Here is a 14,650-nt window from a genome sequence, read left to right on the forward strand (position 1 = left end):
GTCGTTGTCACGTTATGCCCCCCGCATCCAGCATCTGAACTGGAACCTGCTGCGGACCTTTCTGGTCATCGTCGAGGAGGGCAGCATTACGCGGGCCGCCAACCGGCTCTTCGTGCGCCAGCCCTCCGTCACGGCCGCCCTGCAGAAGCTGGAGGAAACCCTGGGGTGCCAGCTGATCCAGCGCGACAGCCGCCGTTTCGTGCTGACGGTACAGGGCGAGATGCTGCGCCAGGAATGCGCCGAAATCTTCCTCCGCGTCGAGCGCATCGGTGAAAAACTGTCGACGGAAGCGGATGATCTGACGGGCCAGATCCGCGTCCTGATCGTCACCAATCTCGTTCTCCCGCAACTCGATCAGGCGCTTCGCCAGCTGCGGCGGCGCCATCCGTCCGTCACCATTCGCATCGATGTCGCCAATACGCAGGATATCGTTCGCGCCATCGGCCAGAAACAGGCCGCTTTCGGCATTTGCCTGCTGCCGAAACCGCTTGCCGGAATGGATTGCAAATTCCTGCTCAGGGAAACATTCGGGATTTATTGCGGCGCCTCGCATCCCTTTTACGGCCGTGGCGACATCACCATGGAGGAATTGCGGCAGGAGGCCTTCGTCGCCTTCACCTGCAGCCAGGAAGGCGGCGCACTTGAGCCGATGATCGCGCTACGCGACGGTGTCGGACTTGGCAAATGGACCGTCGGCTCCAGCCCGCATATGGAAGAGGTCCGGCGGATGATCATCGCCGGCATCGGGGTCGGAATTCTGCCGGTGGACGCTGCGCGCGGCGTTGCCGAAGATGAGATCTGGCAGATACCGCTGCTTCAGGATTCCCTGGGTGCAGACGCCTATTTCCTGCGTAATCCGGATATGGAACTGGGCGGTGCCGAGCGGGCCTTTCTGACGATTTTCGAAAACGAGCTTTTCGACGCCCAGGCCGCAGCGGCCCTGCTGGAAACCGGCGGCGAATAAAAAAGGATGGCAAAAGGAATGAAAACCTTTCGCCATCCCATTGATTTTTTATTTCAGTCGGCGCGGTTCGCACGTTCCAGCACAGCTTGAACCAGCACGTTCACGCCGGGCTCGATATCAGCGATCGTGACATTTTCCGCCTCATTGTGGGAGAGACCGCCCTCGCACGGGGTGAAGATCATCGCCGTCGGCAGATAATCGGCAACATGCATGGCGTCATGTCCGGCCTCGGTAAGGAGGTCCATCGAGGAATAACCGAAGGCGCCGGTGGCGTTGCGAATGAGTTCGATACAGTCGGCATCGAAATGCATGCCGCCATATTCCCAGCCTTCCTTGACAACGATCTTGCAGCGCGACCGCTCTTCTAGCTCGGGAAGTTTCGCCTTGAAGGCCGCGAACATGGTGCTGACCACGGCGTCGTCGGGGTGGCGCATGTCGCAGGTCATTTCCACGAAGTTCGGCAGCGCACCGAGGAGATTGGGCTCCGCCCTGATGCGCATCGTCGTGGACTTGCCACCCGTTTCGTGATTGGCCCAGCCGATCTCGTTGATCGCCAGCGTCACTTCCGCAGCACCCACCAGCGCGTTCTTGCGCGCCGGCATCGGCGTCGGTCCGACATGGCCGGTTTCGCCATGCACTTCCACCACAAAACCGCGCACACCGAAGGCTCCGGTTACGATGCCGAGTTGCTTTCCGGCCGCTTCAAGCCTCGGCCCCTGCTCGATATGCAGCTCGAAAAGACTATCGAAAGCCTCCGCCGAAACGGCATCTTTGCCCCTGTAGCCGATGCGTTCCAGCTCACCACCCAGCGTATGGCCGTCGCGGTCCTTGCGGGAATAGGCGAATTCCGCCGCCTTCGCCCCGGTAAACACTGCCGAGCCGATCATCGGCGGCTCGAAACGGGCACCCTCTTCATTGGTCCAGTTCACAAGCGTGATCGGCCGGCGTGTCGTGAGCGCATGATCGTTCAGGGTGCGCACAAGCTCCAGCCCGGCAAGCACGCCGAGAATACCGTCGAAACGGCCGCCGTGAACCTGGGTGTCGAGATGGCTGCCGACGAGAACCGGCTTGCCATCCGGGTCGGTTCCGGCGCGCTCGGCGAAGATATTGCCCACGGCGTCGATCCGTATGGTCAGGCCTGCCTCTTCGCACCAGTCAATGAACTGGCGGCGCATCGCCGCGTCCTCGTCGGAAAGCGCAAGCCGCTTCAGGCCGCCCTTTTCAGTCGCGCCGATTTCGGCGGAGCGCATCAACGTCGCCCACAGGCGTGACATGTCCGGCCGGATATTGCTCAAATTCTTCATTTCGGTCCCCTGTTATGGGTTCGCTGCGGCAATGCCCCGGCGTGGCCGGCAGCCCGCACACGACCTCTTCTCAATCCGTGGAATGATGGCAAAGGGGATAAGACCAAACCGGAAAATTCAAAAATAGATAGATTCAATACTTAGAATAAGAATGGCATTTTTCCCCGCCAAAAAAGAAAATTCAGCCGGTCAAAAGACAGGCAGAGACTGCGCAACCGGCCGGCAAACAAAAACCGCAACCGCGATATTGCCATGATTTCATTATCTATTTCAAAATCCGCCGGCGAGATCGACATGCCGGAACATGCCCATGATTTGGTCTATAGCGCGGCTCTATGGAAGAAATCTGCATTATCTATTTGTCGGGAGCCTCCCCGTTTTCCATCATTGCGCAAAACAGGGGAACATCGCGGCGTATCGAATTGACGGAGAAGACCAGCAACGGTTTCTCCGCAAGGGATGCCCATAGGCTTATGCCTCGGCATGCATCCGGTTCCGCTTCGTCGTTTCCCCGTTTTCCTTCACAGCAACATAAAAGGGGAATGTTCATGCAAGGGGAAACCGCTCTCATGGGCGCCGTCGGAAAACAACAGCCGGTCAATGTTCGCCGGATTGCCGTCGCAAGCGTCATCGGCACCACCGTCGAATGGTACGATCTTTTCGTCTTCGCCACCGCTTCCGCGCTGGTCTTCAACAAGGTCTTCTTTCCGAGCTTCGATGCGATTGTCGGCACGCTTCTGGCGTTCGGCACCTTCGCCTCGGCCTATCTTGCCCGTATCGTCGGTGCCGCGCTTTTCGGCCACTTCGGCGACCGGATCGGCCGCAAATCGATGCTGCTCGTATCGCTCGTGATGATGGGTGTCGCGACTTTCGCTATCGGCCTTCTGCCCAATTACAACCAGATCGGCGTCTGGGCTCCCATTCTGCTTCTGGCGCTACGCGTCGTGCAGGGTCTGGCGCTCGGCGGCGAATGGGGCGGCGCGGTGTTGATGGCCGTCGAACATGCACCGCAGAACCGGCGTGGCCTTTACGGATCGTGGGTGCAGATCGGCGTTCCGGCCGGCACCCTGATTGCAAACCTCGCTTTCCTCTCCATCGGCTTCCTCATGTCGCCCGAGGATCTCATTTCCTGGGGCTGGCGCATTCCATTCCTCGTCAGCATTCTGCTGGTGGGCGTGGGTGCTTATATTCGCCTCAATACCGCCGAAACGCCGTCCTTCGCCAAGGTGAAAACGGAAGAGGCGACGGTACGCATGCCGTTCATCGAACTGCTCTCGAAATCCTGGAAGACAGTCGTTCTCGGCGGCATCGCCACCATGTCCACCGGCTCGTCCTTCAATCTCATCGTCGCCTTCGGCCTGAGCTACGGCACCCAGGCGCTTAACATCGCCCGCAACGAAATGCTGATCATCGTGCTGATTTCCTGCACGGCGTGTATCTTCCTTCTGCCGCTCTTCGGCCTGCTTTCCGATAAGATCGGCCGCCGGCCGGTTATCCTCGGCGGTATTCTCGCCGAAGCGCTCGTCGCCTTCCCGATGTTCTGGTTGATGGATACGGCCACCTTTGCCGGTGCCCTCGTCGGTTACCTGCTGATGATGACGGCCTTTGCAGCCAATTACGGCCCGATCGCCACCTTCCTTGCCGAACTCTTCGGCACGAAGGTTCGTTATTCCGGACTGTCGATCGCCTATATGCTGTCGGGTGTTCTGGGCAGCGCCCTCACCCCCGTCATCACCACCTGGCTGCTTTCGGTGACAGGCAGCGGCGCATCCGTCGCCTGGTACATGATCGGCTCCGCCCTGCTCTCGGCCGTCGCCCTGCTGGCGCTCACCGAGACCGTAAAACGCGACCTGGCCAAAACCAACTGATCCCAATCGATCTATCACAAGACGCCGGCCCGCGTCGGCGTCTTTTCTTTTGGAGAGACACATGGAAAATCCCGACAAAATCAACGAAGCGCTCGAACTGCTCTTGGATGTCGAGACGGCGACGATCGGCCATTTCAGATCGGAAGGTTTCATGGAGCGGGCGATACAATGCGTCATCGACGGCGTCCGCGTGGCCGGCCCAGCGCTGACGGTCAGCCTGCCGGGAGATGACGGAACAGCGCTTATTCACGCCCTTTCCCGGGCCATGCCTGGAGACATCCTTGTCATCGAGCGACCGAATGATGACAGGCACGCCTGCTGGGGCGCGGTAATGACCGCTGCGGCACTCGCCCGTGGCGTTGCCGCCGTCATCCTTGACGGCTACGTAACCGATATCGGCGCGATCCGAAGCGCCGGCCTGCCGGTCTGGTGTCGCGGCCGTTCGCCGGTGACGACAAAACCGGGTGGTGGCGGCGATATCGCAGCACCGGTCGTCTGCGGTGGCGTGGTGGTGAACAATTGCGATATCGTGCTGGCCGATGAAAACGGCGTCTGCATCCTGCCGCCCGGCGACGCGCTGGCGGCGGCAAAAGAGGCGCTCGTCATTCAGGCGAAAGAGCCCGGCATCATTGCCAGGCTCGAAAAAGGCGAGGATATCGTGAAAGTCTATGGGCTTTCGCCGCTGGAGCCTTCCGATAAAAGCGCTCAGTAATTTTGAGCGCTAGGGTAGCGACGCGAGCGCGTGAGCCGATCCGCCCGCCGCGCCCTGCCCGGATCGACCTCGCTTCAGATGACGGCGAGGCATTCGATCTCGATATCGAAGGGCAACGACCACGGCTTGATCGTCGCCGAGGTGCGCGCCGGAAAGCCACCGGCAAAATATTCGCGGTATATCCCGTTCACCGTCGCCATCATCGACCCGTCGGTCACATAGATGGTGGTTTTGATGACGTCCTCGAATGTCGCTCCGGCCGCGGCCAGCGTCACCCTGAGCGCTTCAAGCGATGCCCGCGTCTGGGCGGCGATATCGCCCTTGACGATGTCGCCGGTCTCAATATCCACCGGCGGCATGCCGCAGGTCGTAATGAAGTTACCCGAACGGACAAGAGCGGAGGTCGGCGCGCCGAGCCGGCGGATCGCCTCTGAAACCACCGGCACTTCCACGATTTCGCGTTTGGCCATATCTCTCACCTTTCTGCATTTGAAGCCGCAGCTTCATAAACCATGGTTGCGGCGGCAAGATCGGCAAGCGCCGTTCCAACAGCCTTATAAAGCGTAATTTCCGTGTCGGAACTGCGGGCGAAACGATTTGCCCTGCAAAGCGCGGCAAGGGTCGACCTGACGTTTTCCTGCGAAAACAGACCCGCCTTGATTGGCTGAACGAGATCGCCAGCCTCGTGCAGCGCCTCTTCCGTATCGATAAATACAGAAGCCCGGCGAATGGCCTCGTCATCCGCCTCGCGCATGCCGGGCGTAAAGCCGCCAATGAGATCGACATGGGTGCCGGGACGCAGCCACTCCCCCCTGATGATCGGTGTGGTGGCGAGCGTCGCGGCGCTGACGATATCAGCCTCGGCGACCCCCTTTTCCAGGTCCTCCACCACGGAAGCGGCAAGCCCTGAAGCCTCTATCGACTGCGCCAGTCGCTCGGCATTGCCGCGATCTATGTCCCAGACGGCAACATGATCGAGCGGCCTGACGGCGCGGTAAGCATCCGGAATGAGGCTGGCGACACGGCCGGCACCCAGTACCAGAAGCCGTTTGGCATCCCTGCGCGCCAGATAATCCGCCGCGAGTGCGGATGCCGCCACTGTCCGGCGGCCGGTGATGACATTGCCATCCAGCGTGGCAAGCTGAATACCGGTCTGGGCGTCATAAAGCATGTAGGTCGACGTCAGCCCCGGCAGGTTTCTGCCGGCATTTCCGGGAAAAACAGTCACGATCTTGATCCCCAGATAACGTGACGACCGCTGTGCGCCATGCCACGCCGGCATCAGCAACAGGGTCGCGGCAGCCTCATTTGCCACGTCGATTGTATGATGATGCCGGACCGGCATCTCGCAGCCTTCCGCGAAAGCGATGGAAAGCGCCTTGATCAGCCCGTCAAAAGGCAAAAGACCGGCTGTTTCCTGTGAATTGATCGTAAGCAAATGCGCCTCCCCTGGGTTTTCTGGCGGAGGTCAAAATGGCGCAAGCGGCCGCACTTTATAACGCCGAATCTCGCTATGATAAAAATAGGCTGGAGCGTCCGGGCGCTGTGGCGAAAGCTTTTTTGGTAAAGACGGCCAGAGGCGAGATGGCTCTTCTTGTTTATGTCGTTAAAAACGTTTTTGATCCTGCCGATAGAAACCAAGGGGACATAGGATGAATTCAGGGCGTCGCGGCGTTCTCGCACTTCTGGGCGGTCTGGTGCTGACGAGGCCCTCTCTTGGCAGGGCATCGGGCAAGAAACCGGCATTTGCCCAATCCCGCTCCGAATATGAGCCACGCCATGTCCTTTGTTTTCTCGGTGAAGAAAATGGATTGGCGGCACTTCAGCAGAGCGCTCGCGCCGCCGTCGACACCTTTGCCGCCGATTTCAGTCTCGACGAGGATTATTCGCAGGATGAGCCGGACGACCGGATGGAGCGGTCCTTCAATGTCTGCTGGGATCGTGTCCACCCGGATACCTATCAGGAGGCTGACGAGGACGCCGTCGCCGGGCACGGTTCGGTTCTTTATGTGCTTGGTCCATCCATGGCGGCGGACACAACCGTGACGACATCCGCAAAGGCCTTGATGTTCGTGCAGCACATGCTCGACCACGGGGCGGTTGCGGTGAAGGGCGAAAGCGCCGGCGTCGCCCATGGTGCGCGACGGTGGAAAAAACTCTTCGAGCAATCGCGCCGTGAAGCGGCTTCCGATGATCTGATGGCATTCGCCAGAACCTGCCGCCTGGCCTTCGCGCGCCGTCCCATCGGCGGCGATGCGGACGGAATGGGAAGCGTCGGCTTTCATCTGGTCGGATTGCCCGACGTGCAGGTGCACTTCACCCGTAAAGACGAGCAGAAGCCCTCAACCAATTCCGAGCAGCTGGTGATCGCAAAGCTGATTGACGATATCGCCGATCAGATGACACGCGACGGCGTCGAAACGGCCCTGAAAGATCGTAACCTCGGATTGTCGGACGATACCCGGTACGAGGAAGATGAGTATAAATTCAATCCGTTCGGTGTCGTGACCGTGCGGGATTACAAGCTGTGACATGGGAGCAATCTGGCGGTCCCGTGCGGCCGGCAACGGTAAAGTGAGCGGCAAAAACTTGCCATGCGCGGACCGCCTGCCTATGAAGGAGCCATCGCCGCAAGAGCAATTCCTACCATAGAGAACGATGCATGAGCCTGTTTGCGAAGACCACCCGCGCGGCCGCCGTCATCCTGACACTGGCCTGCCTTCCTTCCCATGTGGTGGCGCAACAGATAACCGTCGTGCCCGCCGGAAACCGTTCAGCCGAACAGCCGGAAATACCGCGGACTTCGGCAATCAGGACAAAGGCGTTCTACACGACCTATGAGGAAAAATTCCGCAAGACGATCGATCTTTTAAACAGCGAGCCCGCTCTGCTCGGCAAGATCAGGAAGGCCGCGGCTGCTTACGGCATCGACCCGATCCACATCGTTGGCGCGATTGTCGGCGAACATACCTTCAATGTTTCGGCCGTGGATCGCTTGCAGACCTATTACATCAAGGCCATTTCCTATGCGGAACTCGATATAAAATTCAGCTATCAGGGCGTTTCCTTGAAGTCGTTTCTCGAGCGGCCGGAGTTCCGTTCCTGCGAAACACTCGCCACCACGTCCGAACAGTGGAGCTGCCGCGACACGGTCTGGGACGAAGATTTCCGGGGCAAGGTGGTCGAGGGGGTCAGTTATGAGGCAATATCGTTCCAGCGGGCCTTCTTCCAGCCTTTCTATGCCGGACAGACTTTCGGCCTTGGTCAGATCAGCCCCTTGACGGCCCTGCAGGTGACCGACCTGGTGAACAGGACCAGCGGCCTGCCGAAACTTTCTGCGGAGAAACCGGCGGATATTTACCGCGACGTCATGGATCCGGATCGGAGCATCATCTACATCGCCGCCATTTTGCGGGACGCGATCGACGCCTATCGGGAAAAAGGCTTCGACATTTCCGGCAATCCGGGCATTACTGCCACCCTCTACAATGTCGGCCAGCCCCGGCGTCGCGCCGAACGCCTGCGCACCGCTGTGGATGCGGGTGCCAAAAACCGTCTGCCGGTCGAAAACTATTATGGATGGCTGATCAACGACCGCCTCGACATTTTGAAGAATATTCTCGATGGCAAGGTGATTGACCGACGGACGACCTCGGATATCGGCGAAAAAACCCGGTAACCGCCTGGTTTTTCTTGATGATCGGCAATCGCATAGAGAGCGCCGTACATGGCATCTTTGCACCGGATATCACCTTTTTTGCACGCAAAGATTGCCATCCCCTGCCGACACACGGCTAAATCATGCAAAAACACTTTTCCATCCACTGAAAACCTGCTAGTTCCGGCTGCACAAGAATTGACTGATAGTGGGATAATTCCGCGATATGCCTGACGAAGGCGACAGTAGCGACGATAGTCGACACCGAACGAGGCTGGCTTGCGTAAAGCGAAGCCAGCCTCGTCCTTTCTTGTTTTCCTCAACGAAACGGGTTTCAGCCTCGGATGTTCAGTCCGGGGCTTTGCGCGTTCGCACCCGTTCCCATAAAGGCCCCTGACCATGGAATTCCTCGCAGATCCGAACATCTGGATCGGCCTCGTCACCCTTATCGTCCTCGAAGTTGTTCTCGGCATCGACAACCTCGTCTTCATTGCGATCCTCGCCGACAAGCTGCCTCCGCACCAGCGCCACAGGGCGCGGCTTATCGGCCTGTCCTTGGCGCTTATCATGCGCGTCCTGCTGCTGTTTTCGATTTCCTGGATCGTCACGCTGACAAGGCCGCTCTTCACCATCGCGGAATTCTCCTTCTCCGGACGTGATCTCATCCTCATTCTCGGTGGCGCTTTCCTTCTCGCCAAGGGAACGATGGAACTGCACGAGCGGCTGGAGGGTGACCACAAACCGAAACAGGGCAAGGTGGTCCATGCGGTCTTCTGGCAGGTCATCGTGCAGATCGTCGTGCTTGATGCCGTCTTCTCGCTGGACAGCGTCATCACCGCCGTCGGCATGGTCAATAATCTCTGGGTGATGATCACCGCCGTCTGCGTGGCCATGGCCGTGATGATGGCGGCATCGAAACCGCTGATGACATTCGTGTCGAAACATCCGACCGTGGTCATTCTCTGCCTTGGTTTTCTCCTGATGATCGGCTTCAGCCTCATCGTCGAAGGTTTCGGTTTCCACCTGCCCAAGGGTTATCTCTATGCGGCCATCGGTTTTTCCGTGCTGATCGAGGCGGCAAACCAGCTCGGCAGGCGCAACCGTGAAAAACGCATCACCGCCGGCGACATGCGCGAGCGGACCTCAGACGCCATTCTCCGGCTTCTGGGCGGCCGGGTCGGTGAACAGCCCCTCGGCGACACCGCCGATGTGATTGCGGAACAGGCGGCGCGAAGCGATCTGTTCAAATCCGAGGAAAAAGACATGATCCGCGGCGTGCTGACGCTTGCCGAACGCCCTGTCGTTTCGATCATGACGCCACGGACGGAAATAGACTGGCTGGATGTCGATGCCGATCCCGACACTCTGAGAAACCGCCTGCTCGAACTCGACCATTCCCGTCTGATGCTTGCACAGGGCAGACTGGACTCCTTCCTCGGCGTCGCCGCCACGAAGGACCTGCTGCGCGATCTTCTGCGGGACGGAAGACTGAACCTCGAAAGCTCTCTGCGGCAGCCGCTTGTCGTACACGAGAGCGCCACCGCCTTGCAGGTCATGGAACAGCTGCGCAAATCGCCGCTGCAGATGGCCGTCATCATCGATGAATATGGCACGCTTCAGGGGATCACCACCCCGACGGATATTCTCGAGGCGATCGCCGGCGAGTTTCCGGACGAAGGCGAGGAACTGCTGATTTCGGAAAAGGCCGAAGACGGTTCCTGGCTTATCGACGGCGCCGTCGATGTCAGAAGGGCATCCTACCTTCTCGACATCGACCTTGTGGACGATGCCGACCGTTATTCCACCGTCGCGGGCTACATTCTGTGGCGTCTCAATCGCCTTCCGGAGGTCGGTGAGCGTGTTGCCGGAGACGGGTTTGAATTCGAGATCGTTTCCCGTTCCGACAGGAACATCGAGAAAGTCCGGGCGTGGAACAATGCGCTTCATGAGGCGTGAGCCGGGGGAACCCGGTACTCAGATCGAGGAAAATCTCTCTTCCGTCATGCCGGGCTTGACCCGGCATCCAGTCACGACGCGTCTGCGTCGTGAGAAACAAGTCTTTTGCGATCAAGGACTTGATCGCACTGGACCCCGGATTTAGTCCGGGGTGACGGGGTGCGGATGCTACGGCTTTGCCAAACGCATGAGTCCTGCTGAACCTAATCAGCAGTCGCCGCCATCTTCAATGCGCGGCATCGATCATGGTAATCCACCCGGCGGCACGGCGGGCGGCATCCGCAAGCACGGGCTTCGGGGCCTTGTACCATTCGTTTTCCGGCAATTCGCGCTTCACGCGAACAAAGCTGATGGCATCATCGAGCGTCGGGAATTCCACTGGCAGCGTCAGGTGCAGAAAGAGCGCAACGACGGCGACGGAGCGCGAACGGCCGCCGCGGCAATTGATCAGCACGTTGCCCCGCTCCCGCCGGGGATAAGACGGCTTGTCGGGCAGGATCTGCTCCAGCGCCGCCCGCAGGATGTAATGGGCCGCAACCATCTGGGTATCGGGATTTCCATCGCCGTCGATCAGGCCGATCTTGTAATAGCGGATTTCGCCGGGCCCATAGATGCTGCCTTCATGATCGGAAACGATCTGCGGCTGCTCTACGAAATTGAAGTCCAGATTGACGGCGCAATTGACGACGGTGGTGATGCCGCTCTCACGCAGAAGCTTGAGATCACTGGCGCCTTCCTTGCCCGAGATGAAAAGATCGACGCCATAAAGCGGATGTCGCTCATAGATGCGGCTGAGCTTCGGCAACTCGCCGGTTTCCTGTTCTCGGGATAGGGTCTTTTCCGGTTGCGGCATGTCATGTCTCCATCGGCGCCGATATGGCCGCCGTCATGTCTTTGCTTGTTCAGGCGTTGGCAGCCGTCTGGCTTTGCCGGATCGCTGCCTTGGCGATGCGGCTTGCGGATATGGACCGCGCCACCCGCTGCAATGTCGGGTAGTTCGCCCCCTCGCCCGTGGCGATATAACCGGGGCAGAGAAAATCGGCAGAACCCTCCGCCACCTTGCCGAGCGTCAGCGCTTCATAGGTTCCGCCGGCATTCTTCAGAATGAGGATGGCTGCGGCCACATCCCAGGCATTAACGCCGAAACCGGTAGCCGCATCCGTCCAGCCCGCCGCAACATGGGCGATGCTGAGCGCGGCGCTGCCAGGCCGGCGCAATGTCGAGAAGGTCTCGACAAGAGCGCCGAAATTGGCAAGCGCCGCTTCCCGCCCATCCAGCCGGAAATCTCGCGAGACAGGATAACCGGTGATCAAGGTCGCCCGGGTCTCGTCTGCAACACTGCGGGAGCGCAGCTTGTCTCCGTCCAGATAGGAAGCCTCAAGATTGGCGGAAAACATCTGGTCCGCCACGGGATCATAGACCACGCCGGCAACGGCCTTACCGTCGATGACGGCGGCAATCGATACGCACCAGAAGGCAAGGCCGCGTGCGAAATTCGCCGTGCCGTCGATGGGATCGACATACCATTGCACATCACCGCTGCCTATCTGGCCGCCCTCTTCGCCCATGATCGCCGAATTGGGCTCCTGTTCAAGAATGACGGCGCGGATCGCGGCTTCGGCGCGTTTGTCGTGAATGGTGACGATATCGTGGAGATCGACCTTGTAGTCCACAGCCATGTCCGAGCGGAATGCCGCCAGCAGCGGATCGCGCACGGCACGCGCCGCCGCCTCGGCTATTTTCATCAGCCGCACCGAGCGGGAAAGCGCCTCCTCGTTTTCAGGTTTCTGTTCGGTCGAAGAAGGGCTTTGCATCGGCATATCCAGTCTGTTCGTTCTCAAAGGAGGGACCGGCGCGGCAGGGGCCGCGCCAGCCGGGATCATTTCCTGTAATTGACGCGCCAGACATCCTGCCATTCCTCGCGACGATCGAAATCGTTGAGGCCCGTGGCGGAATCATACCCCATCAGCCTGTCGGCAACCTTCATCAGTCCCGAAGGCTCGTCAGCCGGCATCTTGATGTCGATGTTGGTCGGCAGCTTGCCGTCCTTCATCTGCGGGGCGATGCCCTCTTCCGTCAGGACGTAATGGACGAAAAGCTTCGCCATATTCGGGCTTTTGGTCTTCGACGCGATCAGCCCAAGCTTGATGTAGGTCCAGCCGACCCATGGATCGAGACCGGTGCAGAGGCCGAGCTTGTAGCCCTTGTCGGCATTGTCGCGGAACTTGGCCGAGCTGAGCAGGCCGAAGAAGGGTTGCTTCTGGCCGGGCGCACCGACGGCTTCCGCCACGGGGTCGTCACCATCGGTGGCAAGCGGGCCGTTCTGCGCCAGCGCCTTGATCCAGGCTGCGGCTGCGTCCTTTTCGATGTCCTTGCCGAAATGCGCCTTGTAGGCGGCCGCCACCTTCTCGTTGCCATGGGCTTCGAGCTGATTGAACCAGTCCGTATAGGTGCTCTTGCTCAAGGGGTCGACCATGGCGACCTTGCCTTTCCACTTCGGCTCGGTCAGTTCCCAGATGTTGCTCACCGGGCATTTGTCATAGGCTTCCGTATTATAGGCCCAGACATTGGCGTTGGTGGAGATTGCCAGCGGGTTCTGGAACTGCGCCGGGATCTTCGAGGCCATGTCGCCCGGCAGATAATTCTCGACAAAACCCGCCGGCAGAAGCTGCGCGAGCGCCGATGGCGCATCGGTGATCAGCACCACATCGCCCTGCACGTTGCCGGACTGGCTTTCGCGGATGATCATTTCCAGCTGGCTGTTGGCGGAAACCTTCACGCCTGTCGCCTTCAGCCCGTATTTGGCGCTGAACTTGTCCGCCATCTCGACGATCTTGCCGGTGCTGTCGTAGATATTGATCGGCTTTTCCTGCTTCGCTGCCGCCAAGATCGCATCGAGATCGAAGGTTTCTTCGGCCATGGCGCTCATTGCGGATAAGCCTGCAATGACAGTCGCCATCGCCGTCATCGGTAAAAATCTGCTTCTTCTCATCGTTCCCCTCCCAAGGAAAAGGCGAGGCAGGCTCGCGCCCGCCCTGCCGTTATTTTTTGTAGTTCACGCGCCAGAAATCCTGCCAGCCTTCGCGCTTGTCGAGATCGTCGGCCGCCGTTGCAGCATCGAAAGCCATCAGCTCGTCGAGATGATCGGCAACCTTCGAGGGTTCATCCGCCGGCAGGGCGATTTTCGTGTTGCCGGAGATTTTGCCGTCGACCGTCTGTGGTGCGATGCCCTCTTGCGTCATCAGGTAATGCAGGAAAAGCTTCGCCGCATTCGGGCTTTTAGTTTGCCCGGCAATCAGGCCGAAGCCGGGATAAAGGAAACCGGAAAACGGCTTGACCCCGCTGCAAAGACCGAGCTTCAGCCCCTTGGCCTCATTGTCACGATATTTCGCCGCCGAGGTGATGACGAAGAAGGGATCGGTCTGCCCCGGAGCGCCAGCCGCATCGGCAACCGTGCTCGAATCCGTCAACAGGGGAGCGTTTTCGGCAAAGGCCTTCACCCAGGCCGCCGTCGCGCTTTTTTCGCCCGTTTCCAGCTTCTTGCCGTAAAGGTCCTCATAAGCCTTGGCGACATCGGCATCGTGATGGGTTTCGATCTGGTTGAACCAGTCGGCATAAAGCGGCTTGTCGAAAAGATCGAGCATGGCAAGCTTGCCCTTCCAACGCGGCTCCGTCAGTTGCCAGATGTTGGTGACCGGGCATTTTTCGTATTTCTCGGTGTTGTAGGTCCAGACATGCGGATCCGAGACGACCACCAGCGGATCGCGCAGCTTTTGCGGAATATCACCTTCCATATCCGGCGGTGACCAACTGGTGGCGATGCCTTCCGGCAGGAGTTCCCCCATGGCGGAGGCGACATCCGTTGCGACGCTGACATCGCCGACGACATTGCCGGCGCGATGTTCGCGGATCATCAGCTCGACCTGCGTTGCCTCGTTCACTTTCTTGCCGCTCGCCTGCACGCCATATTTGGCTGTGAAGGCCTGCGCGGTATCGACGATCTTGCCGGTCACCGCGTAGACGGTGATCGGTTTTTCCTTCTTCGCAGCGTCGATAAGCGCATCGAGATTGAAGGCGTCCTGCGCATGGGCAGCGCCGCCAAGCGAAAGCGAGAAGATGAGGCTGAGTGCGGAGGCGGCCATCCGCCGCCGCCCGCCGCCATATCGGTTCTTGGTCATGATAGTCACT

At 59.5% G+C, this 14,650-nt stretch carries 14 protein-coding genes; 7 read left to right on the top strand and 7 right to left on the bottom strand.

Features of this window, described 5'->3' with window-relative positions; genetic code table 11:
* Positions 1-4: 4 nt before the first annotated feature.
* On the top strand, positions 5-964 hold the full coding sequence (locus AC1ROR_RS20185) for a LysR family transcriptional regulator (RefSeq protein WP_035226938.1): 960 nt from the start codon (positions 5-7) through the stop codon (positions 962-964).
* 53 nt (positions 965-1,017) lie between these two features.
* Here the strand turns inward: AC1ROR_RS20185 and AC1ROR_RS20190 are convergent, their stop codons facing one another.
* Positions 1,018-2,268 carry a Zn-dependent hydrolase gene (locus AC1ROR_RS20190; protein WP_498590500.1) on the bottom strand — a complete coding sequence of 417 codons (1,251 nt, stop codon included), beginning with the start codon at positions 2,266-2,268 and terminating at the stop codon, positions 1,018-1,020.
* 548 nt (positions 2,269-2,816) lie between these two features.
* Here AC1ROR_RS20190 and AC1ROR_RS20195 point away from each other — a divergent pair.
* Together AC1ROR_RS20195 and AC1ROR_RS20200 are read left to right on the top strand one after the other, a co-directional pair.
* Positions 2,817-4,136, top strand: a complete 1,320-nt coding sequence (locus AC1ROR_RS20195; RefSeq protein WP_498590501.1) for an MFS transporter — start codon at positions 2,817-2,819, stop codon at positions 4,134-4,136.
* A 61-nt stretch (positions 4,137-4,197) separates the two neighbouring features.
* Positions 4,198-4,848 (top strand): RraA family protein, encoded by a 651-nt coding sequence (locus AC1ROR_RS20200; protein ID WP_498590502.1) that lies wholly within the window; start codon positions 4,198-4,200, stop codon positions 4,846-4,848.
* Between the two features lie 74 nt (positions 4,849-4,922).
* On the opposite strand, the gene AC1ROR_RS20205 is transcribed toward AC1ROR_RS20200, so the two are convergent.
* Together AC1ROR_RS20205 and lhpI are read right to left on the bottom strand one after the other, a co-directional pair.
* Positions 4,923-5,318 carry a RidA family protein gene (locus AC1ROR_RS20205; protein WP_498590503.1) on the bottom strand — a complete coding sequence of 132 codons (396 nt, stop codon included), beginning with the start codon at positions 5,316-5,318 and terminating at the stop codon, positions 4,923-4,925.
* A gap of 5 nt (positions 5,319-5,323) precedes the next feature.
* Positions 5,324-6,286 carry a bifunctional Delta(1)-pyrroline-2-carboxylate/Delta(1)-piperideine-2-carboxylate reductase gene (lhpI, locus tag AC1ROR_RS20210; RefSeq protein ID WP_498590504.1) on the bottom strand — a complete coding sequence of 321 codons (963 nt, stop codon included), beginning with the start codon at positions 6,284-6,286 and terminating at the stop codon, positions 5,324-5,326.
* A 35-nt stretch (positions 6,287-6,321) separates the two neighbouring features.
* On the opposite strand from lhpI, the gene AC1ROR_RS20215 reads away from it, so the two are divergent.
* The 4 genes from AC1ROR_RS20215 to AC1ROR_RS20230 all read left to right on the top strand — a co-directional run bounded on the left by AC1ROR_RS20215 (position 6,322) and on the right by AC1ROR_RS20230 (position 10,462).
* Entirely contained in the window at positions 6,322-6,504 is a 183-nt protein-coding gene (locus AC1ROR_RS20215) for a hypothetical protein (RefSeq protein WP_142171461.1), read from the top strand.
* Positions 6,501-7,379: a hypothetical protein gene (locus AC1ROR_RS20220; RefSeq protein WP_498590505.1), complete on the top strand. Its 879-nt coding sequence runs from the start codon at positions 6,501-6,503 to the stop codon at positions 7,377-7,379. The genes AC1ROR_RS20215 and AC1ROR_RS20220 overlap by 4 nt, the downstream gene beginning before the upstream one ends.
* Positions 7,380-7,510: 131 nt before the next feature.
* A complete protein-coding gene (locus AC1ROR_RS20225) occupies positions 7,511-8,527 on the top strand; it encodes a DUF1402 family protein (RefSeq protein WP_498590506.1) in 1,017 nt (338 codons plus the stop codon).
* A gap of 378 nt (positions 8,528-8,905) precedes the next feature.
* Positions 8,906-10,462 (top strand): TerC family protein, encoded by a 1,557-nt coding sequence (locus tag AC1ROR_RS20230; protein ID WP_035226915.1) that lies wholly within the window; start codon positions 8,906-8,908, stop codon positions 10,460-10,462.
* 226 nt (positions 10,463-10,688) lie between these two features.
* Here the strand turns inward: AC1ROR_RS20230 and AC1ROR_RS20235 are convergent, their stop codons facing one another.
* From AC1ROR_RS20235 to AC1ROR_RS20250, 4 genes are all read right to left on the bottom strand, one after another.
* Positions 10,689-11,315: a dual specificity protein phosphatase family protein gene (locus tag AC1ROR_RS20235; RefSeq protein ID WP_498590507.1), complete on the bottom strand. Its 627-nt coding sequence runs from the start codon at positions 11,313-11,315 to the stop codon at positions 10,689-10,691.
* A 49-nt stretch (positions 11,316-11,364) separates the two neighbouring features.
* The gene (locus AC1ROR_RS20240) at positions 11,365-12,282 is read right to left on the bottom strand and encodes an inositol monophosphatase family protein (RefSeq protein WP_498590508.1); all 918 of its coding nucleotides are present in this window, start codon (positions 12,280-12,282) and stop codon (positions 11,365-11,367) included.
* A gap of 59 nt (positions 12,283-12,341) precedes the next feature.
* Positions 12,342-13,430 (bottom strand): ABC transporter substrate-binding protein, encoded by a 1,089-nt coding sequence (locus AC1ROR_RS20245; protein WP_498590629.1) that lies wholly within the window; start codon positions 13,428-13,430, stop codon positions 12,342-12,344.
* 73 nt (positions 13,431-13,503) lie between these two features.
* Entirely contained in the window at positions 13,504-14,604 is a 1,101-nt protein-coding gene (locus AC1ROR_RS20250) for an ABC transporter substrate-binding protein (protein WP_498590630.1), read from the bottom strand.
* Positions 14,605-14,650 lie beyond the last annotated feature (46 nt).

Source organism: Agrobacterium sp. GW821-FHT14E08, from assembly GCF_058803865.1.

What these genes read in the sequence shown, in the direction of transcription:
- AC1ROR_RS20190 (WP_498590500.1), bottom strand. Translation starts at nt 2,268, where the DNA reads ATGAAGAATTTGAGCAATATCCGGCCGGACATGTCACGCCTGTGGGCG.
- AC1ROR_RS20220 (WP_498590505.1), top strand. Translation starts at nt 6,501, where the DNA reads ATGAATTCAGGGCGTCGCGGCGTTCTCGCACTTCTGGGCGGTCTGGTG.
- AC1ROR_RS20240 (WP_498590508.1), bottom strand. Translation starts at nt 12,282, where the DNA reads ATGCCGATGCAAAGCCCTTCTTCGACCGAACAGAAACCTGAAAACGAG.
- AC1ROR_RS20205 (WP_498590503.1), bottom strand. Translation starts at nt 5,318, where the DNA reads ATGGCCAAACGCGAAATCGTGGAAGTGCCGGTGGTTTCAGAGGCGATC.
- AC1ROR_RS20195 (WP_498590501.1), top strand. Translation starts at nt 2,817, where the DNA reads ATGCAAGGGGAAACCGCTCTCATGGGCGCCGTCGGAAAACAACAGCCG.
- AC1ROR_RS20245 (WP_498590629.1), bottom strand. Translation starts at nt 13,430, where the DNA reads ATGACGGCGATGGCGACTGTCATTGCAGGCTTATCCGCAATGAGCGCC.
- AC1ROR_RS20215 (WP_142171461.1), top strand. Translation starts at nt 6,322, where the DNA reads ATGGCGCAAGCGGCCGCACTTTATAACGCCGAATCTCGCTATGATAAA.
- AC1ROR_RS20230 (WP_035226915.1), top strand. Translation starts at nt 8,906, where the DNA reads ATGGAATTCCTCGCAGATCCGAACATCTGGATCGGCCTCGTCACCCTT.
- AC1ROR_RS20235 (WP_498590507.1), bottom strand. Translation starts at nt 11,315, where the DNA reads ATGCCGCAACCGGAAAAGACCCTATCCCGAGAACAGGAAACCGGCGAG.
- AC1ROR_RS20225 (WP_498590506.1), top strand. Translation starts at nt 7,511, where the DNA reads ATGAGCCTGTTTGCGAAGACCACCCGCGCGGCCGCCGTCATCCTGACA.
- AC1ROR_RS20200 (WP_498590502.1), top strand. Translation starts at nt 4,198, where the DNA reads ATGGAAAATCCCGACAAAATCAACGAAGCGCTCGAACTGCTCTTGGAT.
- AC1ROR_RS20250 (WP_498590630.1), bottom strand. Translation starts at nt 14,604, where the DNA reads ATGGCCGCCTCCGCACTCAGCCTCATCTTCTCGCTTTCGCTTGGCGGC.